We start from the raw sequence: 21,559 nt of genomic DNA, 5'->3' as shown, positions 1-21,559 counted from the left end.
TCACTCAAAAGGAAGTGTGCTGGTTTTCCCGCCACGGCGGATAGTCACGCCCTGGCGGGATATTTCCGTCACCACGGAGTCGCCCAGGCGGGATCCCCTATGCACGACTGTCTGGCCGGATCCGGTACGTACCGTGGCCGAGAGCCGGTTATCTACGCCCTGCACGGAAATTACCCGCAATCCGCCTGTGCTGGCAGCGCGGCGTTCTGTTGCCGGAGCGGGTGACGGAGACGCCGGCGGCGTCAGAGCCGGCAGAGAAAGCGTGGGGACCGGCGCGCCGGAACGCTGGAGTTCCCTTTTTCTGGCCCTTTTTTCTTCAATCTGGACCTCCAGTGTTTCCTCCTCCAGTGTATTTCTAAGTTCCGAAATCTTCCCCAGATTCCCGGCGATGACGGGCATGACGGCTATGCCGGCATCAGTAGGTGCGACAGCGCCTTTGGCAGGTGTGTCCGCTTTGTCCGTTTTCGCGGGAGCCGCTTTTTTCTTGACGGGCACATCCCTGGACACGGGAGGCTCGGAGGAGACCGGCATTAGCCGCATCCACAGCAGGCCGCCTAACGCCAGCAGCAAGACAAGGAAAATGCCCCAGATGATTTTTGCTCTTTTCGTGATTTGCATGGTATTATCCCCTTGTACTTGCACGGAATGCTTGCACCTTGATGACATCGGATTCTGCTTCAGACCTTCATTTTTCCTTGGCGTAGATATTTCCCTGAAGCATCCAGACTTCATTTTTGAAGCTGATCCGCTCCAGCGTCAGGCCCGGCAAGGCAGACAAGGCACGCCAGAGTGCGCGCTCTTGCAGCAGGGAACCGGGAACAGCGCTCAGACTCCATTCTCCCCTGACCCAAGGAGACGATAGCTCCACCTTGTCAATGCTGCGCTTTTCCGGCTTATGAAAGGTTAAACGCAGACGGGCCCCCGCCTTCTGGGTAATCTGGTAAAGATACCTGGTGGCACTTTCCTGCGTCAGGATGCCGGGATATTTCTGGCCGGCGCGGGCCTTCCGCTCTGTAGCCAGGGGCATCCGTGATACGGCGAGCTGCGGGCTTTTTAATGTTGCCTTTGCCGGCAGGCTCAGGAAATCTGCCTGACTCTGGTGCGCCCAGGTGACGCTGACGGTACGCCCCGCGCAGGAGGCTTCAGACAACATCCAGCCATTGGCTACCGTAGGCTGGGCCAACAGCGCCTCCATGCAGGGTACGGCCACGTCCACGGCCAGGGGAACTTGCGTCCAGATCTGCTCGAAATAGTTCTCCGGATGGGCAAGCAGTTCCTGACGGCGCTGCTCTTTGTTCAATTTTGCCAGCCGGGCCGACTCCAATGCTATCTGCTGCGCCTGGTGCTCCTGCCATGCATTGAAAGCCAGACCGCCGCCGATCAGCAGGCCCACAGTCAGACCCGCGCCAAGGACCGCCGGCGAAACTCGTCCGGGCGCTTCATGGAGCGATTCAAGGCAGCCGCGCCGACGCAGCACCGCGCCCGGTCCCACATGCACCAGAGGTTCCAGCCAGGCAAGGCTCCGCGTGGGGTCATCCTGTGTGACGACTTCCGCGATGCTGTTGTCCAGCAGTTCATTCAGGCTTTTCAGTTCCTGTTCCGCCTCTTGGCGCGTCACATAGACCGCGTCGCCCTGGCCCACATTCTGGCCGTTCTGACGGCCGATGACCCACCAGAAAGATTCTCCCTGCACATCTTCCAGGGCGAACAGCCCCAGGAAGGACGGCGGGAGCTGGATGAACGCCGCCAGGGAACGGGCTTTACTCCAGTCTTCAGGCTGGCCGCCGCTGGATCCAAAGCCGTACAGGCGCTGCTGTACGGCAACCATGTCAAAGGACCGATCTATTCGTTGTGCCATATCCAGCAGACGCCGACGGGAGAGCTTTTCCATCCGGGGAGAAGACCAGTCCAGTCCTACGGCCCAGGAGCGCTTGTTGATGAGCACCATACGCATAATTAGTCCTCGGTCCCGCCGCCGGCGGCTTCCAGTTGCATGGTGACTACCAGCAGGGTTTTGCCGTACTTGGTGCCACGTCCGAAGTTCAGCAGGCCCAGTGAATTGGCCAGTTTTTGTGACTGATCCTGAAACCCGGCCAGCACCAGCGTCTGACCCATCTGCATGGACGAACGTTGCGTAAAGGCACGGGTGCTGGTTTTTGGCAATTGAATGGCCAAATCTTTGGTGGAATATTCCTTTAACTCATCCAACAGGACCAGATTGATGGTGTACTGGAGGAGCACACGCCGTCGCTCCAGAATGTGCGGAATAACCGTCATCGAAAAGCCGGTCGTTACTTCGCCGGGCGTAATTTCTGTTGTCTGGCCGTAATCCGACTGCGACGTGGACGAACCGGCTATGTAGTTGGTCTTATGGATAGCCTGTGCGGACAAGGGCTGATTGGAAACCACCAGACCGCCGCCTGATGTTGCCTGAGTGGCGTTGCCCCACTGCTTGAGAGCCTTCAGGACGCCCCTGCTGTCCTTGAGCTTGCCGGAAACGATAGTGGCGCTGGCCGTACCTGGTCCGCCCAGAGCAGACAGACTGCCCGCCACAATGGAAACGTCGTTATTGGCAAAAATGGCTTGCAGATCCAGGCCTGCCTCATTCTCGTCCGAGACTTCCAGCGCCCACACATTGATGAGAAGCGCAATCTGGCGGGACAGCCGCTTATTGGTTTCGGCAATATAACTGGCGATCTGGCGGACATTTTCTGCACGGTCACGGACCGTAATGGTCCCGGCGGCCTGGTTGCCCACCACGCTGCCTTCCGCCGAAAGCAGGGCCTTGACGGCTTTTTCCGTATCCGCCCAGATGTCAAATCTGTATTCAGTAGTATTGGATTGCGCTGTCTGGCTGGAGGTATCCGCCGTGGCTACCGTCTGGTTGACATTGGAACCACCTATACTGGAGCGCGTTGTCTCACGGGATTTGTTGGTGATCTGGTCCGTATATTTTTTCGCGCCTGGGATACCCAGCAAAGTGAATGTACGGACCGACAGCCGGGAAAAGACAACGGTATTTGTTCTGGAGTCAAAATCCCAGCCATAGCCCGATGCGATGGCCACATGCTCCAGCAGGCCGCGCAACGGACCCTCATAGGAAATATTGAGCATCCGCAATGTACCGCCTGCAGGCACATCCAGCAGATCAGGCAAGGCAAGGCCGCTATCGCCTGATCCGGATTGACCGTCGCTCTTTTTCTGCCCGCCGGTCAGGGGCGCGGGATCCGCGCCCACCTGCACCGTCAGCGGCGTCATGTCCGCTATGGTGGCGGCTATGTCAGACAGAGTTCCGCGCTTGCGCAGGGTGACGCGGGTATTGAGTGCCGCTTGGGATTGCTCATCCGCCCGGATGGGCACGGCCTTGACGCCCACATAGGGTTCGGCAACCACGTCCACGGCCCTGGAGCGCGAGAGCGTCGTGAAGTCCCGCCCCTTGCCCTCTATGAGTTCCTGGTCCGGCGCGCTTTTATGGGCGCAGCCAAAAAGCATTACTCCAAGGAAAATAAGGAGAAAGAGACTACGCGATATATGGTTGCAATTCATGAGGCTACCCCAACTATACGCTTGCAGTAATACGTTTTTAGTGTTATCTTATTGTCATGATAATGAGCCCTAAAGACAGTAGGGCAGAAAAACTGTTCTTGGGATTTCGTGTCGTTGGCTTGCCCCCAGACATCCAACGTGTTGCCATGCGCAAGCTCAAAGTCCTGCACAACGCCGTCTCTTTGAATGACTTGCGCGTTCCCCTTGGGAATAGGCTGGAAGCTCTCAAGGGAAATCGAGGCGGGCAGCATAGCATCCGCATCAACAGCCAGTGGCGAATTTGTTTTGTTTGGAAGGATGGGAATGCTCATTTTGTTGAAATTGTTGATTATCATTAGGAGGACACCATGAGTGACCGCATGTTGCCCGTGCATCCAGGTAAAATTTTGGATGAGGACTTCTTGAAGCCCATGGGAATAAGCCAGACTCGCCTTGGGCTGGACACTGGAATGCCGCAGAGCCGTGTTCAGGGCATTATTGCTGGCAAGCGTGGTATCTCCGCTGATACGGCGGTGCGCCTTGCTGCCTACTTTGGCAACAGCGCGGAATTCTGGCTCAACTGCCAAGTCTCTTACGAACTTGACATGGTGGCCTATTCCGGTAAGCGCGACAAAATTCTGTCTCGTGTTCATCCTCATCCTGCCGCGTCTAGTGTTCCGACACTTCCATGACCTTGTTGCCCTGGTAGATGGTCACACGCAGGGCAAGGCCGTTGGCCTGAAGAGCCGCAAAGAAGTTTTTCACCGCGTCCACGAAGACGCCGGAGAAGGTTGCGGAGCTCCGCATTTCGTAATCGTTATGAGCATTCCAGATCACACTGTAGCCCGCGATGGCACCCCAACCTTCCATCAGATTGCGCAGCATCGCGCCTTTGTGGATTTCCCAGACAGGGACGGCCTCGATGACGGGAGCCGCAACAGGCGGTTCAGCACTCGGCGTGACTGCGGACGGGGTAACTTGTGTAGTCGGCGTGCTCACGGCAACCGGCGTATAGGATACTGGGGTACCAAGTCTGCTTGTTTCCAGCGCCGGTGAGGCTTGGGTGCGGCTGGGCAAAGATCCCGGCACGGGTATGGGCGCAGGTGTTGTGCCCCGAGGAGCGGACTGCCCATTGGGAAGATCAGCAGGCACGGGAGCTGCGGAAGCTACGGGAATGGCATCAACCGGCGGCTCTGACAGATGGACCGGGGTACCTTTGGACAGCGTTGTATTGGGGAAGACATTGTTCCAGCGACAAAAATCCTTGACCGGAACGCCGCTGCGCCTGGCCACAACGGCGGCAGTAGCCGCTTTTCTTACGGGGTATACCTTGACGCGGGGAGTGGCGGCCGGCATGGTCGCTACGGATACATGATCAGGAGCGATCGCCATAGGCGAACGCTCCGGAAGCGGGCGGGATTCCAGCGGATGATCTTCCTGCACCGGCGCTGAAAAGGGAGGTTCTGTGCCTTTGAACACTTCGCGCGTAAGGCTGAACATCTGTCCGTCAGAACAGGCTACTTGTACATAGCCCAGCGCTGGAGAGCCGTCGGCGTCTAGCACATCCAGTTTGTAATTAACTCCAAGGCCAGAAGAACCCAGAGAAAAACCGTCTGCGCGAAGCTTTTGCTCCAGGACCTCACCGAATACACCCGGTACGCGGTCCAGAGATACAGAAGTATGTGTGGGCGCATGGCGTTTACCCAGCTCAAGTGCCGTCTGAGCCGCGAGGGCCTGCGCATCGACGGAATATTCGCTACTCAAGCCATCAAATGAGACGGAAGTGCTCTTGTGCATGACACAGCCAGAGACACAAAGCAGGCAAAAAATCAGAACGCTCTTAGCTTTCTTCATTGGAATCACCTTGCCTTGAACCCTTCCAGGGGCCGCCAGCGGCTTGATCTGGCACTGTAAAAAACCTGCTGTTTCACATGCCGCATCCACACTTTGCTCATAAGTGGATCCGCCTTGGCCATGCGCTGAAGCAGGAACATGGACACAAGCCAGAATGCAAAGGCGGAAACCCCGGAAAAGAACGTCACACCACTACCGACAAGCAAAGCAATCAGGGAACTGCCCATGGCCAGTTCGCGCTCCGCGCCAAGCACAAGGTTGTGTCGGTGCAGTGACTGATATAGGGGAATACGCCGGACTTCCATCAGACCACCGCTCCCGAAAAACTGAAAAGTGAGTTCATCATGCTTACAGCAAAAGCCAAAAAACTGATTGCAAACACAGTATTAAGCGCATATTTAAAGCCGCCGGAAATATCATCCTTGTTCACGATCATGTAGATGCCGCAAAGTGCCATACCAACTGCGCCTATGAGCTTACCCGCCGGGCCGGTAATCGTGTTAACGACCTTTTCAAGAGGGCCGGTGAACTCCGAAATACCGCCGCTGGCCAAGGCCAGATCCGGGCAGACTCCAAAAAAGAAAATCAGAGCAATAAAGAAAAAGCCCCTGTACATTGTCGCTCCCATCAGACAGCTGAATAGAGAGGCGTTGTTTCGTAACGTCCCTCTTTCGCATTGAATTTGTTTACGGAAATGATTGAAGCAAGACGGCGCCTGTTTGCGGGCGTCTTTTCCATATAGACAATCAGGTCAACGGCGCGGCCGATCAGCTTTTGCTTGGAACCGACACCGGCCTCTTCCACGAGTTCTTCCAAGCGCTCCAGAGCCTCTTCCGCGCTGTCCGCATGGAAGGTGCCGATGCCCCCCGGATGCCCCGTGTTCCAGAGCTTGAGTAATTCCAGAGCGGCCGCGTCGCGCACCTCGCCCACAAGAATGCGGCGTGGCGCATAGCGCATGCTGACCTTCGCCAGTTGGCGCATGCCGATGCCGGCCAGATCCGAAGTGAGGAAAAATACGGTGTTGGGACTTTTGGACTGAAGTTCCGCCGTGTCTTCCAAAATCAGCAGGCGGTCATGAGGACAAAGTTCATCCAGTTCATGAATAATGGCATTTACAAATGTCGTCTTGCCACTGGAGGTTCCACCCACCACAACAATATTTTTCCGGTCCAGAATGGCGGAACGGATAATAGGCGGCACTTCAGGCGTTATTACTCCCTGCGCCAGATATTCCTGCATGGTAATGAGCCGTGACGCTTTCTTTCGGTTCGAAAAAGATGCGCCTGGTCCAACCAAAGGCGGAAACGTACCCTCAAAGCGGGAGCCGTCCAGTGGAAAGCTCCCTTCAACCACTGGATGAAGCGCGTCTACCGTGCTGCCCAGGGCGCTGGCAACCAGCGAAAGGATCTGCTTTCCCTGCACCAGTGGGAGATCGCCAATGCATTCCTGTTCCTGGCCATAACGCTCAATCCACAGTTTTCCGTCCGGGTTGAGCATGATTTCAATCACCGTCTCATCCCGTAGCGCCTCCATGATCAGAGGGCCACAGTTGTATTCCAGGCTCTCCAGCAGGCGATCATCCATGTTGCACCGCCTTCAGCACAAAGACGGCCACATTGACCAGAGCGGAAAGCGCCATGATGGCCGTGCAAAGATAGAGCGTGGTCTTGAATCCGGACAGCGCGGCCGCGAAGTCCGAGACTGCATCCCGGATGCCGTTGATGGTCACGTCGGACAGAGTTTTCTCTAATGCGGACACACTGGTTGCTACGCTCCTGACATAGACATCCGTCTGCTCGCCCATGAAGCCTGCCAGTGCCGTTTCGTGCTTTTTCTGGAGCTTGCTTTGCTCCTGCAAAAAAGCATTCTGGATTGTGACCATCATCAGCAACGGATCGTCCTTGGGCACTGCCAGGTCGTGTTTTCTGGCCAGCATGGCACGCACGTTCTCCACGGACAGGCCTATGCCGTCCGGCAGACATTGATCCGGTTCGGGGACGGACGGAGATTGCGGCGTTACGACAGCAGCACCGGCGGCGAGACCAGGCGCTTCATTCGGCCAGTCCTGCAAGCTTTCATCAGGAGGCAGATCGTCGCTCATGTGTTCGCCTCCTTTTCTTCCGCAGGTAAATTGTCAGAAAAACGAAACATTAATTCAGCTAGTTGCTCATCAAATTCAGGATTTCTCATAAGAGAAACAAGGTGGGTAATACGTATACCTGTCAGTAGAACTATATAGTTTTTTTCAAATTCCTGTACATTGTAGGCAGGAGTGAATTTAGATTCGCAACGCACGTTATCGGACCCTTCAGTCCCGAAAAGCTTCAGTGTAAATTTGTATTTTCCAGCTCTGGACATGTATGCCTCCTACAGAAGATCCGCCTGCTCGACACAAGCAAGAATCTGGTTCCAGTAGCGCCGCAGGCGCGCCTTCACTGCAATGGAAGTGGAGCTGCCGTTGATGCCCGCGGCAAAGCTCTGGCGCTTGGCCAGCAGTTCTTCCAGGTCCTTGCCGATCAGCGTTTTGTTGCCTTCCGGCAATCGGATCAGGGCATGAAACTGAGGGGAATATTTTTTGTAGATTTGAAATTCTTCGAATTCCTGGCCATCCAGAGCGATTTCGCCAAAATAGGGATTCAACCAGACTACTAGAGGCGATTCAGGGAAATTCACCGCCAGGCGGGCCAAACCTTTCAGCGTATCACCTATGGCCTGGCCGCCGGCCACAATTGAATGAAAAAAAACTGCATGTCCGGCCTCGGTCAGAATAGGCAGCACCTCGGATTCTTCCATGTATCTGCCCAAGGCAAGAAAAGAGGATGCGCCGTTGTCCACAATGACATGCGATCCTTCCGGGGCATTGGCCAGGTATTCCAGAAGCGCGTCAAACATGCGGGCGTTGATATTGCCGTCCTTCATGATGTTCAGCGCTGTCACGTTAAATTCCCGGAATGATGCCAACGTCGTGTTGACCGGATCTGTGTCATAGGCAAGCACCTCTTTCTCGAAATGCTCAAGGGCCTGATATAGCAAAACGGCGACCATGGATTTTCCCACCCCGCCCTTCCCTTGCAGTATAAAATGTATTGTGGCCATGATTACTCCCTGGTAGGGCCAAGTTCATTGACATCAAAGTCGTTTGAGTCGAATTGTGAGTTTTTGCTAGCTACCCGAATGGGCCCGTTACGAATTGCCACAGACGTCTGATGCACTGAGCCGGACTCCAGTAGGGCGGCTGGCTCGATTCCATGATTTGCGAGGGGCGCCGGAGCTGCTACAGCTGAAGGTTGTAGGCTTAATGAGTTTTTCACCGGAGATTGCTGCACCGGAGCCGAAGGAACAGAACCGTCCAGTGTAGCACGAGGCTGCAAATATTTGTGGATATGTTTCCTAAAGGATTGGTAGGACATGGACACTTTTTTCTGATCCTTGAGCATGTCGTAGGCGCTGGCATAGGTGTGCCCCTGCTCCAGCAGCGTCTTCACTTCGTGCTGAACGGCCAGAAATTGCACACGAGCCATACCCGGCCTAAGTCCCTTTGCCTCTGCCATTTATGCCGCCTGCCCTATCAAGCGGCTTCGCCATTGGGTGAGAAAGTCCAGAATGCCCATCGACGTATCCACATCTTCCTCATGCGGCGCTTTGCCCTGGCTGTGGAGCAGACTCCACAAACCCCAGGCGGGGCCGCGTTTGCGCTGTCCATCGGCAAAACACGATAAAAACGCCTCAAAACGTGGTCGAGCAGCCTCAATGGCCGGATCAGGCCGATGCCGCTCCTCCAGACGTTCCACACAGTGCCGGACCTCTTGCTCTCTTTCTGGAGTAGTGGCCGATCCGGCCTCCGGCGCGTCCTCCAGCCAGCGCTGCCCACGGAGCCAGTTGACAAGGAACGGTACGAATCGACCGTGCTCCTTGAGCCACTGCCTTGACGTCCTGAATCTCTCCAGCGAGGCCAGCAGCTCGGCCAGAGCCGGAAGGGCACGGCAGCGCCAAAGCCGATGCCATACGGCCCGGGCAGATTCTTTCGCTTCTTTCCGGGGATAAACTGCCCACAGGCGTTCAAAAATGGAATTTGCTGAAATAAAATCCCCCCCACCCCTCTTGCGGCGGGCATGAATTGCGCAGGGGGGCGTTGCGCAGTCCTTGGGGGGTAAGGGGGGATATATTTCTAGATTTACTTTAGATTCTTTTCTGTAGCCAAACTTTGGCTGGGGGTAGCCAAAGTTTGGCTCCCTCTTGCTGGGCGAAGGAGTGGCCCCAGCGCCCCTCGAAGTGGCCTCAGTCCGGGGCCGCAACAGCACATAGGTGGAAGAACTGTAGGCCGTACGCCGGATCGCCAGCAGCCGGGCATGCTTCAACTCGCGCAACCAGTTCTTGATGCTTGAAACGCAATATCCCGTTTCCTGAGCCAGAGTTTTGTGCGAGGGCCAGCAGTGATCTTTGTCAAATGCGTAATAGCAAAGAATAGAGTACAACAGTTTTGCTCCAGCCGAGAGCTTTTCTCGCAACACAAAAGAGGGCAAAATGGGACCAGTAATCTGGCCCTTTGGGACAAAAGATTCCATGTCCGATCACTCCAGACAGACCACGAAAAAAGAGCGCAAAACAGAGATGCGGAGCTTGACGCCGCTAAGCCTTTCGGCTAGAGTTGATCCATAAAATATTTGCGGATCACTCCCGCAGATGAGCCTGACTGGTGAGACAGTCAGGCTTTTACTTTTTCCGGCCTATGTTTTTCTCAACAACGCTCCTGCGCTTGAGTCGATCCGGGCGGCTGGCTCGTCAGGCCGTGGGCACCTACCCCACGACGACGCTGGACGCAAAAGCACCAGCGTTTCGCCTTACGCAATTTTCATTCGTAATCAGCCCGCAACCTTCGCACCTTTGCTTCCGGCGTGATTGTGGTCGTCGTGTCAGTCATGGCTCCCCCCATTTATTTTTATATGGACCCCATATGCACAGAAACACGAACTCCCCGGCCAGCATAAAAAAAGATCATGCTGTCCGGGGAGTTCGTGTATGGTGAGCAAGCCAAGCACCAAGACCCAGATTGCGAAGGCAATCCGGGTTACTTTAGTGCTGGGGGTACTCGGGATTTTTTTGAGGCTCTTTTTTCTTGCTGGCGCGCCCGACAAGATTCGAACTTGTGGCCTTTGGCTCCGGAGGCCAACGCTCTATCCGGCTGAGCTACGGGCGCATTAAGAACTGTCTTGATATGCCGACTCGCCTTCCCTGTCAAGGCCGCAAGCAACACAGAGCGTGCCGGAGGACTGCTGTTGGCTTGCCTGTTCTTTAGCCCACGGATGCCTTCATTCTATCGCCTCCCGCGGGCCGACCTTGCAGCAGGCCGGCGCCGCAGGACTTTTGCCAGTTTGCGTGCAACCTTCTTGTCAGGTATGCAAGCAGCAGGGAGAATAATCATGACAAGCGCCATATCCCCAACCGCTGCGGCAGACCAGACAGACAACCGCGCCGCCATGCCCGCTCTTTCGCCCGGCACCCGGCCGCGCGACATTCTGGTGGGCGTCAGCGGCGCCAGCGGCATGCCGCTGGCGGCATGTCTGCTGCGCAGCCTGGCGGCCATGCCCCATGTGCGTGTTCACTGCATCATTTCGCAAGGCGCGCATGCGGTCTTGCGCGCCGAGTGCGAATCCGGCCCGGAGCTACTCGCCCAGTACGCGCACCACGTTCACGACGCGGAAAACCTGGGGGCCGGGCCCTCCAGCGGCTCATGGTGGCGGCGCGGTCCTGAGCCTGCGGCCATGATCCTTGCGCCGTGCTCAATGGGTACACTCGGGGCCATAGCCTCGGGAGCCACACGCAACCTCGTGCAGCGTTCGGCGGATGTGGCCCTCAAAGAGCGGCTGCCGCTGGTGCTGGTCCCGAGGGAAAGCCCGCTTTCGGCCATTCACCTGCGCAACATGCTTGCCCTGCATGAAGCCGGAGCAGTTATCATGCCCCTCTGCCCGGGCTTCTATCTTAAACCCCAAAGCGTGGATGACCTGCTGCTGCACCTGTGCGGCAGAATTTTCGACCAGCTAGGCCTGCCGCACAATCTGGGCCGATGGCCGGGCTAACTGCAACACGTACGGAACACCGCACTCCAGCCGCCTCAGGCTTTCCGCCACCCCAAACAGCAGCAGACCTGCGCAGGCTCCGCAATATTTACAGTTTGCGCGTCGGGACGCATATACTGCGCGGCGGCTGCCACTTTTCGCGACAGGACAGAAACAACGGCAAAACAACAGCAAAGGAGGTGCGCATGAGCGATATAACCTGGTTTGGACACTCGGCCTTCAAGATCAGCAACCATGACGTGCATGTGGTTATTGACCCCTTTCTGGCTCCGCAATACGGACTCGGCGTGGATGATGTGGGCCGCGCCGACCTAGTGCTTCTGACCCACGACCACGGCGACCATGTGGGCGAAGCCGTAACCATATGCCAAAAAACCGGGGCCATGCTCGGGGCCATCGTAGGCACGGCGCAAAAGGCTGCGGCCGGCCTGCCCGACAGTCAGATACTCAACGGCATCGGCTTCAACATGGGCGGCACCCTCGCCTGCAAGGGCGCCAGCATTACCATGACGCCGGCATTCCACACCACTGATTCGGGCTGTCCGGCGGGCTACATCGTGCGTATGCCCGACGGCCTCACCGTCTACCATTCCGGCGACACATGCGTTTTTGGCGACATGGCCCTGTGGGGGCAGCTCTACTCCATCGATGTGGCCCTGTTGCCCATTGGCGGCGTTTTCACAATGGACGCGCCGCAGGCGGCCCTGGCCTGCAAGCTGCTCAACTGCAAAAACGTGATCCCCATGCACTGGGGAACCTTTCCCGTTCTGGCGCAGGACACCCGGGACTTTGAAAAGGAACTGGCAAAACTGGATCTGCCCTGCTCCTGTGCGGTTATGGCTCCGGGGCAGACACGCGCCTTTTCTTCGTGCCGCTGACAGCAGCCACAACCATCATAAAAAGTACAAGGCCGGCCCGTCATCTGACGAACCGGCCTGTTCTGCTTTTTATAGCCGCGCAGCACTCCCCTGCCGCAGGGCTGTTCCGGGCAAACGCCCTCCACCACCTGTTTTCAGCCCTACCTCGAAATAAGCGAAAGCGCCATCTGGGGCATGCTGTTGGCCTGCGAAAGCATGGCCACAGCGGACTGGGTGAGGATCTGGTTGCGTACGAACGCCGTCATTTCCGTGGCCACGTCCACGTCGGAAATGCGGGATTCGGCAGCCTGCAGGTTCTGCGACTGGGTGGTCAGGTTGGAAATGGTGTTTTCCAGCCTGTTCTGCAACGCGCCAAGGTGAGCGCGGATCTTGTCCTTGGAGATCACGGCGTCGTTGAGGCCCACAAGGGCCTTCTGCGCGGCTTCCTGCGTGGAAACCGTGTAGGCGGCAGATGTCTTTTCGGCCTGATTGCCCACACCCAGGGCAGAGGCGGTGCTGTTGCCGATCTTGATGTAGTAGTAGTCTTCAGCCGAGTCGTTCATGCTGCCGAAGTGCACCTTCAGCTTGCCGGTGGCTGTAAGATCGCTGCCGTTGTGCGTGTCGCTCGACAGGTTGCCGTTCAGCAGGTAGATGCCGTTGAAGTCCGTGGCATTGGCGATTCGGGTAATTTCCGAAGCCATGGCCTGGTACTCCGATTCGATCATCAGGCGCTGTGTGGAGTCATAGGTGCCGGTGGCTGCCTGTTCGGCCAGTTCCTTCATGCGTATGAGCTTTTCGTCAATAACGGCCAGAGCGCCGTCGGCGGTCTGGATGAGGGAAATGGCGTCGTTGGCGTTGCGGACACCCTGCTGCAGGGCGGCGATGTCGGTACGCATCAGTTCGCGGATGGCGAGGCCGGCGGCGTCGTCGGCCGCGGAGTTGATGCGCAGGCCCGTGGACAAACGCTGCACCGAATTTGACAGGTTGCCATAGTGCGATGTCAGCGTGTTGGCCACCTGGGTGGCCATCTGGTTATGATTGATATACATACATTCCTCCATGAATGCTGTACGTCATAGGCGGCGCGAAATGCCAACGCGTCCTTGCGTATACCGCCTTTGCTTGTCCTATCGGCTGTTCCCGACCATACATTAGGGAGAGAAAAAAATTGTGCCGCCTGCTCCCTTGAAGCACGGCAACTGCCGAACTCCCCAGGCAACGGCGTGGGCAGGCGCCCGCCAAAGGGGCGAAGCGCAATGCAGTTGCCGTATTACTGCTGAAAAAGCATGTGAAAAAAATTTGAGGATATATATTCTCAAAGGCAACCGGCTCCTGGCAGGTCAATCAGTGTTGCGGCAGATAAAACAAGGTCCCCGCCATAACGGCGGGGACCTTTTGCGGGCCGGAGCGCTTGACCCGCTGGAGGAGGATGGACACCGCCCACAACGCGGCTTTGCTCCCGGGGCACAAGGCCCCGCAATTTATTGCCTCATGGGTAATCAGCCCTTGGTGATCTCTATCTTTTTCGTTTCCGGCAATGCTTCCGGTTTACGCGGAATGCAGACCGTCAGCACGCCATCCTTATGGTTGGCGGTTATGCTGTTCACATCGGCATCTTCCGGCAGAATCAGCGTTCTTTTGAAAGAACCGAAAACGCGTTCCGTCACATGGCTGTTTTCATTTTCCCCGGTTGTCTCGCGCTGTTTTTCGCCACTGACGACAAGCTCGCGATCCTGCACCGAAACGTCGACATTTTCTGGAGCCACTCCCGGTAATTCCATGCTCAGGGCATAGCCTTTTTCACTGCTGGTCAGGTCCATGCAGGGCGTGAGCGCGTCGCCTTCTTTAGGATTCGAGGCCCATTCTCCGCGCATGATCCCCCATGGCGTCAGCATTCCCTGAAACAGCCCCTGAAAAAATCTGTCAATGTCATCCACTGATTGGCCCGCACCTTCGCGGCGGCGCAGGGCTTCGCGCGGCACAAACCAACGATTGGGGACAAGTCTGAGAGCGTTACGCATATGCAAAACCTCCTGTGGAAAACGTTATATCTATTAGTTAAGTATGGCATATATTATCGTCAATACCCTGTGCAAAAGTTTTTGTGAAAGGGCATTTCCGGAGCACACATTTTGCTGCAGGCTCAAAAGCCCACGCGACAGCAATTTGACGCCGCTGTCCTTACAGATAATGGCATGATTCCTGCTGTATCCTCGGGCACAGGTTTCCGGGCATTTTTTGCCCATAGCTGCCACGAGGCTGTGGGAGCAAAAAACCCGTAGTTTTGGGGCTTCGCAGCGGCGCAGGGCCGTTACGAAGAAATCAACAACCGTCATCCGTTCGTCAGTACGAACACTGTGCGGCGACAGCCCGCAAGGAAGCGGGCGCGCGCAAGCATCGCCGGGCATGCAGAACATTCAGGGAGGAATGTCATGTATATCAATCACAACCAGATGGCCACCCAGGTGGCCAACACGCTGACATCGCACTACGGCAATCTGTCGTCCTCGGTGCAGCGCTTGTCCACGGGCCTGCGCATCAACTCCGCGGCCGACGACGCCGCCGGCCTCGCCATCCGCGAACTGATGCGTACCGACATCGCCGCTCTGCAGCAGGGTGTCCGCAACGCCAACGACGCCATTTCCCTCATCCAGACCGCCGACGGCGCTCTGGCCGTTATTGACGAAAAGCTCATACGCATGAAGGAACTGGCCGAACAGGCAGCCACCGGCACCTATGACTCCACACAGCGCCTGATGATCGAATCGGAGTACCAGGCCATGGCTTCGGAAATTACCCGAATCGCCAATGCCACGGACTTCAACGGCATTCATCTGCTGAACGGCAACCTGTCGAGCGATACGCACAACGGCAGCGATCTGACCGCCACCGGCAAGATGAAGATTCACTTCGGCAGCATGAACGACTCGGCTGAAGACTATTACTACATCCAGATCGGCACGAGCACCGCCTCTGCCCTGGGTGTGGGCAATCAGGCCGACAAGACATCTGCCGCCTACACGGTTTCCACGCAGGAAGCCGCGCAGAAGGCCCTTGTGGGCCTGAACGACGCCGTGGTCTCCAAGGACAAGATCCGCGCTCACCTTGGCGCGTTGCAGAACAGGCTGGAAAACACCATTTCCAACCTGACCACCCAGACGCAGAACCTGCAGGCTGCCGAATCCCGCATTTCCGACGTGGACGTGGCCACGGAAATGACGGCGTTCGTACGCAACCAGATCCTCACCCAGTCCGCTGTGGCCATGCTTTCGCAGGCCAACAGCATGCCCCAGATGGCTATGCAGCTTATCGGCCGCTAAATCGCCACCAGGCAACTGGTTGAGGGCGTGCCACAGCACGCACACCAAATATCCCCGGAGGAAACCCTCCGGGGATATTTATTTCGGGACATGCCCAGGCCGCAGCCACTCCAGATTTTTTCTGCAAAGGCAGTCCTGGAGCATTTTTACCTTGAAATATCTGCTTGGCGGCGAAACGCGTTCGTGCCTTGCAGGCAGGGAGTTGCTGCCTGTTCGCCTACCCCGTTTCGCGGCCCAAAGGGATGCCCGGCAAGCCGGTCACGCTTCGCACAGCTCCGTGGTGTGGATTTTCCGAAAAAACCGCACCGGGCAACCAGACATTTTCAATGGCAGACAGCCCTTAGGCCAGTGCAGTCAGATCATATTCGGTATTTTCCACAATGTCGCATTCCACCAGCGCTCCGGGCGCGACGCCCGGCCCGCTTACATAGGTGATGCCGTCCACCTCCGGGGCCTGAAGCCACACGCGCCCGCTGTGCAGGCCCGGCCACTCGGGATGCGGCGCATCCACCAGCACCTGCATGCGACTGCCCACATGGGCCGCCAGCAGGCGTTCGCTGATATCTGCCTGTATGTCCATAAGAGTATCGCGCCGCCACTGCTTGACCGCATCCGGCACCTGATCCGGCAAGGTCGCCGCTTCTGTGCCGTCTTCAGCCTGATAGGCAAATACCCCCACATGCTGAAAAGCGCTTTCTTCCACAAAGCGGCACAGGCTTTCAAACTGTTCATCCGTCTCGCCGGGGTAACCCACAATAAATGTGGTGCGCAGGGCCGCGTGCGGCAAAATTTGCCGCACGGCATCCAGCACGCGCCGGGGGTTACCCGCAAAAGGCCTGCCCATGCGCGAGAGTACATCGGGGTGGGCATGCTGCAGGGGAATATCCAGATAGGGCAAAAGCGGTGCCCCGGTATCGCGTATGAGGGCAAGAAGTTCCGGGGTCACTCCGCTGGGGTACAGATAGAGCAGGCGCAGCCAGGCCAGACCGTCCAGCGCGGCAAGTTTTTCCAGCAGGGAAGGAAGACCGTTTTTCATGCCCAGATCCGCACCCCAGGCCGTCAGATCCTGAGCCACAAGGGCCAGTTCGCGAACTCCCTGCCCCAGCAGGGCGCGGGCCTCGTCCACAATATATTCGGCAGGCAGCGAATGCAGCCCCCCCCTGATGGAGGGAATGGTGCAAAAGGCACATTTGTGCCGGCAGCCTTCGCCTATCTTGAGCCATGCGTAGGAAGGCCCCGTGGAAAGCAGCCTGCCGCCGCCGGGCATACGCACAGGCGGCGTGGGCAGGGCCAGGGCCTCGGCCACCATGCCGGGCCAGCGGTCCAGATCAGCCGTGGGTAGCCACAGATCCACTTCGGGCAGATCTTCAGCCAGGTTTTCCGCACCGTAACGGCCCACCATGCAGCCGCCCACAGCCAGCAGAGGCTTTTTGCTGCAACGGCCCAGACGCTGCCCCGCATCCAGAACGGCGCGCACGGATTCGCGCACGGCGGGATCAATAAATCCACAGGTATTGATGAATACAAGATCAGCGCGGCCCATGTGCTCCACATGGCTCACAGGCGCACCCAGCGAACCGAGCAGGCGCTCGCTGTCGACCCTGTTTTTGGGACATCCCAGGCTCAGCGACCAGACCTTGATTTTTTTCTGTTTGTTTGCACTTGTCATGAGGGGCATCCTACAGATGTGCCCGCGGCTTGTCACCAGTGCAGCTCATTTGCAAAACGCCGGGTCCGGTGCTAGGCTCAAGACTTGACAGTCCGGCGTCAGCGCCGTATCCGTGCGCAACCAAACAAGCGTTGCTTATGAAAAACAAACCCGCCCCAACCGACATCAAAAAAAATTTCGCTGTAGCCCCCATGACATGCCTCGCAAGCGGCAGAATGGAAGAGCAGTGCTATTCAGGCGTGCTGCGCAGCGTCTACGCCGAAATATATCTTCTGGACTTTGAAAAGGACGAAGCGCGCGAACTGTACAGGGGCGATGACACGCTTCTGGGACCTTCGGGCGAATTCACCCTGTCGGAGCTTTTTACCGAGGCTCTGACCAGGCTCGTCCACCCTGACGACCACAATGCGCTGCTGCGCTTCTGGGACCCTTTGTCCAGGCAGGATCTTGAAAAAAACGGCCTGCCGTTCTCAACGCTTGACGTGCGCAGAAAATGCCACGACCTGAGCTACCGCTGGACGCGCATTACCGCATTTCCCGTCCGTCAGCCCGGCGGGCATTTCGTATACCTTGTCTGCGTGCAGGATGTGGACGACCTCAAGCGCGCGGCCACCATTGTGCGTGAAAATGAGCTTCTCCAGCAGCAGAAGCTCGATAACCTGCGCTACAAGGCCGTGGTGGACCATACACGCACGCTGGTATTCGAGTGGCGCAATAATGATCTTACCTACATCAGTCCCCGCATAGGCGAACTGCTGGCCGGAAATTACGATGGCCGCATTCCCTTTGATGTCTGGCGTGAGGACAATGTGCTGTACAGCGGCGACAGCGCCGCCTTTGACACCTGCCTTTCACGTCTGGCCCTGGGCATACGCTCCGGCGAAATGACCCTGCGCCTGCGCCGCCGCGACGGGCAGTTCATCTGGTGCAAGGTCACCTATACCTGCCTGGCGGACGACAGCCCGGGTGAACGCTACATCGGCACCATCAACGACGTGGATGCCGCCACCCGCACAGAGCAGGCCCTGCGCCTGCGAGCCGAGCACGATCCCCTCACAGGGGCGTACAATACCCAGACATTTTTTGAAAAGGTAGAAGCGCTGCTGCGCGAGTATCCCACAGAGCCGTACGCCGTCCTGCGCTTTGACGTGGCGGGCTTCAAGGCCATCAACGAAGCCTTCAGCCTGGAAGAAGGCAACCGCCTGCTGCGGGCCATCGCCCGCCTCATCCGCCAGCGCATCAACACCCAGTGCGAGGCTTACGCCCGCCTTACGGCCGATGTGTTTGCCGTGTGCATCACTGGCGATATCAACCGGATAAAAAACTTCATCCACTCCCTTTCCCGCAGGCTCGAGCATTACTCCGACACATTCAGGGTCAAGCTTTTCTTCGGCGTCTGCCAGGTGGAAAATCGCCGGACTCCTGCCCACGTGCTCTGCGACTGGGCCTATCTGGCGCAAAAAACCATCAAGGGCAGCGACCTTGCCAACTATGCCTTTTATGACAACGCGCTGCGCCAGCGCCTGCATGACGAAAGCTACATTACCGATCAGATGTACCGCGCACTGGAGCAAAAACAGTTCAAGCTCTACCTGCAGCCCAAGGTGGAGCTGTCGAGCGGCCGCATCGTGGGGGCCGAGGCTCTTGTACGCTGGCAGCACCCGCACGACGGACTGATCCTGCCAGGCCGCTTTGTGCCGCTTTTCGAGCGCAACGGTTTTATCGTGCGTCTCGATGAATACATCTGGGACCTCACCTGCCAGAACCTGCGCATGTGGCTGGACAAGGGCTACAAACCCATGCCCGTCTCGGTAAATATGTCGCGCCTGCACTTTAATGATGGCGCTCTGACAAAAAAACTGGTTCAGCTTGTAGACAAATACCGCCTGCCGCGCCACCTGCTCGAGCTGGAACTCACCGAAAGTGCCTTTTTCAAAAATGAAAAGGCCCTCATTCACATCATGTGTGAACTGCAGGCCGAAGGTTTTATTTTTTCAATGGATGACTTTGGTACGGGCTATTCTTCGCTGAGCACCCTGCGCGCCCTGCCGTTCAACATCGTCAAGCTGGACCGCGCCTTCATCAGTGACGGCACGGACAACGAACGCGGCCAGATTGTGGCCCGCAACACTATTGCCCTTGCCAAAGACCTGCACATGCAGATCGTGGCTGAAGGCGTTGAAACCCTTGATCAGGCCCGCTTTCTGCTCAGTTGCGGCTGCAACTGCGCCCAGGGCTTCTACTATTCCCAGCCGCTGGACCAGGACGCCTTTGAGGTGCTTTCCTTTATTCAGGAAAAAGCCTTCTGGGTGGACCCCCAGCTGGCCAACGACGCCCGCAATCTGGGCCTGCCCCTCAGCGACGAAAAGCCTTTTTACGATTTCTAGCCCACCCGCCGTTGAGACGCGCAGTCTCCAATCCTCCGCTCTCAAAAACATTGCCATGCCCGCGCAGCGTTTGACTACACAGGTTTGCGGCGCTGTTTTCCAGCCACAAGCCTTTTGTCGGCGGCTCAAGAGCCTTGCGGCCTCTGCGGCGGGCGTCTGCCCTTATGCCCTGCGCACAGACCGGCCCGGGCAGGCCCGGCCCGGAGGCGCAGCCCCGATGGAATGCCCTTTACAGGGGCAGCCGCATGAGCCGTATGGTATTGGGCTGTATGTAAAGAAGTTTTTCCCGGCAGATATCCCGCGCACTGGTCACAAAGCTGTCTTTGCGCACGTTCAGGACAGCCTCGGCCTCATGGCTGCAGTCAAAAAGGCGCAGTACGTTGTTTTTCAGGCTGTCGGCAGTTGTCCAGTGGCGGTTCATGGGTGGTCCGTCAGGTGTAAGATGCCGCAAAAACCGGAAAACAAGCGCACGGTTGCCGCCGCCGTTAAGCCACTGGTCAAAACAGTCCCACACCTGGTCCACCGATGGGTCCTGATCTGTGCCGAAAGGCTGGCGCACGTCCAGTGGAAAGATGCGGCTCTGGGTCCTGAGCATGCCGTCCACCAGGTCGCAGTAATCTGTTTCCTGCTCCAGTGCGGCCCGGAACGCCGCGGGCGAGGCCGCGAGGGCCATAAGTGTGTCATTAAGGATTTCGCGCGCCTTGAGCACCCGGATACTGTGGGTAAGCCGCAGGGCATTAAGCACGGCGTAAATGGCGCAGAAGGTGTCGAGTTTGCCCTGATAAAAGGGTTTCAGCATGAATATCCTCCCGTAGTTCTTATGCCCACTGCCGCCCCGCCGGTCAAGGCAGAATGCGCCTCGCGGCCCTTGGCCCGCGCCGCCTGCGCGCTGTCCGCCTTCCCGCGCTGCGGCGCGCTTTCCGCAAGGCCGAGTTTTCCTTTACAACCATGCCCTGTACGTGTATAAGAAATCATTCATAAACCATATCACAATACCTTGATATGCAGATATTTACTACGCCTCAGCAACTTGCGGCCCAATGCCGCGCCTGGCATGCGGCCGGGGACGATATCGCCCTTGTGCCCACTATGGGCTACTACCACGCCGGCCATGAAGACCTCATGGCCCATGGCCGCACCTTGGCCAAACGCCTGATGGTAAGCCTTTTCGTCAACCCTGCCCAGTTCGGCCCCGGTGAAGATCTGGCCGCTTACCCGCGCAACGCCGAGCGCGATACGGCCATTGCCGCAAGCCACGGCGCTGACGCCATTTTCATGCCTGAACCGGGGAGCATGTACGAAGCCGACCATGCCACCTGGGTTGAAGTGCCGGACCTTGCCAGGGGCCTGTGCGGGCAAAGCCGCCCCACGCACTTTCGCGGAGTCTGCACGGTGGTGCTCAAGCTCTTTATGCTGAGCACGGCAGACGTGGCTGTTTTCGGCCAGAAAGACTGGCAGCAGCAGGCCATCATCAAACGTATGGTCCGCGATCTGAACCTGCCCGTGCGCATTGAAACCCGGCCCACCGTACGCGAAGCCGACGGTCTGGCCCTGTCTTCGCGCAACGTCTACCTTTCGCCGGAAGAACGCGCACAGGCGCCGCAAATCCGCCAGGCCCTGCTCCACGCCCAGAAGCTGGCGCAAGAAGGGGCAGGCAGCGCAACACTGCTGCGCGAGGCCGTATTGCGCCGCTGGGCAGAACTTCTGCCCCTTGGCCGTCTGGACTACCTCACCATAGTGCATCCGGAATCACTGGAGCCGCTTGACGAGGTAGCAGGCCCGGCCCTTATGGCCTGTGCCGTGCGTATGGGCAAGGCACGCCTTATCGACAACATTCTTTTACGTTCGTAAACCACCGCGCCTGCCGCGC

General features: G+C 57.6%; 23 protein-coding genes, 1 tRNA gene and 1 other RNA gene. 7 read left to right on the top strand and 18 right to left on the bottom strand.

All coding sequences use genetic code 11. From position 1 onward, the window contains the following. The 3 genes from ACZ495_RS12280 to ACZ495_RS12270 all read right to left on the bottom strand — a co-directional run bounded on the left by ACZ495_RS12280 (position 1) and on the right by ACZ495_RS12270 (position 3,546). Positions 1-618 carry a hypothetical protein gene (locus ACZ495_RS12280; RefSeq protein WP_407845195.1) on the bottom strand — a complete coding sequence of 206 codons (618 nt, stop codon included), beginning with the start codon at positions 616-618 and terminating at the stop codon, positions 1-3. Between the two features lie 67 nt (positions 619-685). Further along, entirely contained in the window at positions 686-1,954 is a 1,269-nt protein-coding gene (pilO2, locus tag ACZ495_RS12275) for a type 4b pilus protein PilO2 (protein ID WP_464262341.1), read from the bottom strand. 2 nt (positions 1,955-1,956) lie between these two features. After that, positions 1,957-3,546 (bottom strand): pilus assembly protein, encoded by a 1,590-nt coding sequence (locus ACZ495_RS12270; RefSeq protein WP_464262340.1) that lies wholly within the window; start codon positions 3,544-3,546, stop codon positions 1,957-1,959. Positions 3,547-3,602: 56 nt separating this feature from the next. On the opposite strand from ACZ495_RS12270, the gene ACZ495_RS12265 reads away from it, so the two are divergent. Together ACZ495_RS12265 and ACZ495_RS12260 are read left to right on the top strand one after the other, a co-directional pair. Continuing rightward, a complete protein-coding gene (locus ACZ495_RS12265; protein WP_407845192.1) occupies positions 3,603-3,884 on the top strand; it encodes a type II toxin-antitoxin system RelE/ParE family toxin in 282 nt (93 codons plus the stop codon). A 9-nt stretch (positions 3,885-3,893) separates the two neighbouring features. Next, positions 3,894-4,217 (top strand): HigA family addiction module antitoxin, encoded by a 324-nt coding sequence (locus tag ACZ495_RS12260; RefSeq protein WP_407845191.1) that lies wholly within the window; start codon positions 3,894-3,896, stop codon positions 4,215-4,217. Here the strand turns inward: ACZ495_RS12260 and ACZ495_RS12255 are convergent. From ACZ495_RS12255 to ACZ495_RS12205, 11 genes are all read right to left on the bottom strand, one after another. After that, positions 4,195-5,379, bottom strand: a complete 1,185-nt coding sequence (locus tag ACZ495_RS12255) for a toxin co-regulated pilus biosynthesis Q family protein (protein ID WP_464262339.1) — start codon at positions 5,377-5,379, stop codon at positions 4,195-4,197. The genes ACZ495_RS12260 and ACZ495_RS12255 overlap by 23 nt on opposite strands. A 5-nt stretch (positions 5,380-5,384) precedes the next feature. Next, positions 5,385-5,684 (bottom strand): conjugal transfer protein TrbD, encoded by a 300-nt coding sequence (trbD, locus tag ACZ495_RS12250; protein ID WP_072312000.1) that lies wholly within the window; start codon positions 5,682-5,684, stop codon positions 5,385-5,387. Continuing rightward, on the bottom strand, positions 5,684-5,995 hold the full coding sequence (locus ACZ495_RS12245) for a TrbC/VirB2 family type IV secretion system protein (protein ID WP_072312001.1): 312 nt from the start codon (positions 5,993-5,995) through the stop codon (positions 5,684-5,686). Before ACZ495_RS12245 ends, trbD begins: the two co-directional genes overlap by 1 nt. Before the next feature lie 11 nt (positions 5,996-6,006). After that, positions 6,007-6,963, bottom strand: coding sequence for a P-type conjugative transfer ATPase TrbB (trbB, locus tag ACZ495_RS12240; RefSeq protein WP_072312002.1), 957 nt, complete (start codon positions 6,961-6,963; stop codon positions 6,007-6,009). Next, positions 6,956-7,480 carry a hypothetical protein gene (locus tag ACZ495_RS12235; RefSeq protein ID WP_072312003.1) on the bottom strand — a complete coding sequence of 175 codons (525 nt, stop codon included), beginning with the start codon at positions 7,478-7,480 and terminating at the stop codon, positions 6,956-6,958. Before ACZ495_RS12235 ends, trbB begins: the two co-directional genes overlap by 8 nt. After that, complete coding sequence (locus ACZ495_RS12230) at positions 7,477-7,737, bottom strand: hypothetical protein (RefSeq protein ID WP_464262338.1); 261 nt, start codon at positions 7,735-7,737, stop codon at positions 7,477-7,479. The genes ACZ495_RS12235 and ACZ495_RS12230 overlap by 4 nt, the downstream gene beginning before the upstream one ends. A 9-nt stretch (positions 7,738-7,746) precedes the next feature. Further along, positions 7,747-8,475, bottom strand: a complete 729-nt coding sequence (locus ACZ495_RS12225) for a nucleotide-binding protein (protein WP_464262337.1) — start codon at positions 8,473-8,475, stop codon at positions 7,747-7,749. A 2-nt stretch (positions 8,476-8,477) separates the two neighbouring features. Further along, positions 8,478-8,930 carry a TraK family protein gene (locus ACZ495_RS12220; RefSeq protein WP_407845189.1) on the bottom strand — a complete coding sequence of 151 codons (453 nt, stop codon included), beginning with the start codon at positions 8,928-8,930 and terminating at the stop codon, positions 8,478-8,480. After that, on the bottom strand, positions 8,931-9,944 hold the full coding sequence (locus ACZ495_RS12215) for a helix-turn-helix domain-containing protein (RefSeq protein WP_464262336.1): 1,014 nt from the start codon (positions 9,942-9,944) through the stop codon (positions 8,931-8,933). It lies immediately after the preceding gene. A 203-nt stretch (positions 9,945-10,147) separates the two neighbouring features. Beyond that, positions 10,148-10,221: hammerhead ribozyme type II (locus tag ACZ495_RS12210), an RNA gene on the bottom strand. 278 nt (positions 10,222-10,499) lie between these two features. Beyond that, a tRNA-Arg gene (locus ACZ495_RS12205) sits at positions 10,500-10,576 on the bottom strand. Positions 10,577-10,799: 223 nt separating this feature from the next. Here ACZ495_RS12205 and ACZ495_RS12200 point away from each other — a divergent pair. Continuing rightward, on the top strand, positions 10,800-11,456 hold the full coding sequence (locus ACZ495_RS12200; RefSeq protein ID WP_015939279.1) for a UbiX family flavin prenyltransferase: 657 nt from the start codon (positions 10,800-10,802) through the stop codon (positions 11,454-11,456). A gap of 185 nt (positions 11,457-11,641) precedes the next feature. Next, positions 11,642-12,334 (top strand): metal-dependent hydrolase, encoded by a 693-nt coding sequence (locus ACZ495_RS12195; protein ID WP_394026927.1) that lies wholly within the window; start codon positions 11,642-11,644, stop codon positions 12,332-12,334. A gap of 140 nt (positions 12,335-12,474) precedes the next feature. On the opposite strand, the gene ACZ495_RS12190 is transcribed toward ACZ495_RS12195, so the two are convergent. Further along, a complete protein-coding gene (locus ACZ495_RS12190; protein ID WP_394026925.1) occupies positions 12,475-13,362 on the bottom strand; it encodes a flagellin N-terminal helical domain-containing protein in 888 nt (295 codons plus the stop codon). Positions 13,363-13,812: 450 nt separating this feature from the next. Further along, positions 13,813-14,334 carry an Hsp20/alpha crystallin family protein gene (locus ACZ495_RS12185; RefSeq protein ID WP_394026923.1) on the bottom strand — a complete coding sequence of 174 codons (522 nt, stop codon included), beginning with the start codon at positions 14,332-14,334 and terminating at the stop codon, positions 13,813-13,815. A 411-nt stretch (positions 14,335-14,745) separates the two neighbouring features. On the opposite strand from ACZ495_RS12185, the gene ACZ495_RS12180 reads away from it, so the two are divergent. Then, positions 14,746-15,633: a flagellin N-terminal helical domain-containing protein gene (locus tag ACZ495_RS12180; protein ID WP_015939283.1), complete on the top strand. Its 888-nt coding sequence runs from the start codon at positions 14,746-14,748 to the stop codon at positions 15,631-15,633. Between the two features lie 340 nt (positions 15,634-15,973). Here ACZ495_RS12180 and rimO read toward each other — a convergent pair whose 3' ends face one another. Further along, positions 15,974-17,302, bottom strand: coding sequence for a 30S ribosomal protein S12 methylthiotransferase RimO (rimO, locus tag ACZ495_RS12175; RefSeq protein WP_296986522.1), 1,329 nt, complete (start codon positions 17,300-17,302; stop codon positions 15,974-15,976). A gap of 137 nt (positions 17,303-17,439) precedes the next feature. On the opposite strand from rimO, the gene ACZ495_RS12170 reads away from it, so the two are divergent. Then, positions 17,440-19,689, top strand: a complete 2,250-nt coding sequence (locus tag ACZ495_RS12170; RefSeq protein WP_015939285.1) for an EAL domain-containing protein — start codon at positions 17,440-17,442, stop codon at positions 19,687-19,689. A gap of 229 nt (positions 19,690-19,918) precedes the next feature. On the opposite strand, the gene ACZ495_RS12165 is transcribed toward ACZ495_RS12170, so the two are convergent. Then, entirely contained in the window at positions 19,919-20,488 is a 570-nt protein-coding gene (locus ACZ495_RS12165; protein ID WP_015939286.1) for a hypothetical protein, read from the bottom strand. A gap of 203 nt (positions 20,489-20,691) precedes the next feature. Between ACZ495_RS12165 and panC the strand changes: the two genes are divergently transcribed. Beyond that, positions 20,692-21,540, top strand: a complete 849-nt coding sequence (gene panC, locus ACZ495_RS12160; protein WP_464262335.1) for a pantoate--beta-alanine ligase — start codon at positions 20,692-20,694, stop codon at positions 21,538-21,540. The last annotated feature ends 19 nt before the right edge of the window (positions 21,541-21,559 follow it).

Source organism: Desulfovibrio sp. GTC20076, from assembly GCF_055385905.1.
This window is presented reverse-complemented; position numbering and strand designations above follow the sequence as displayed.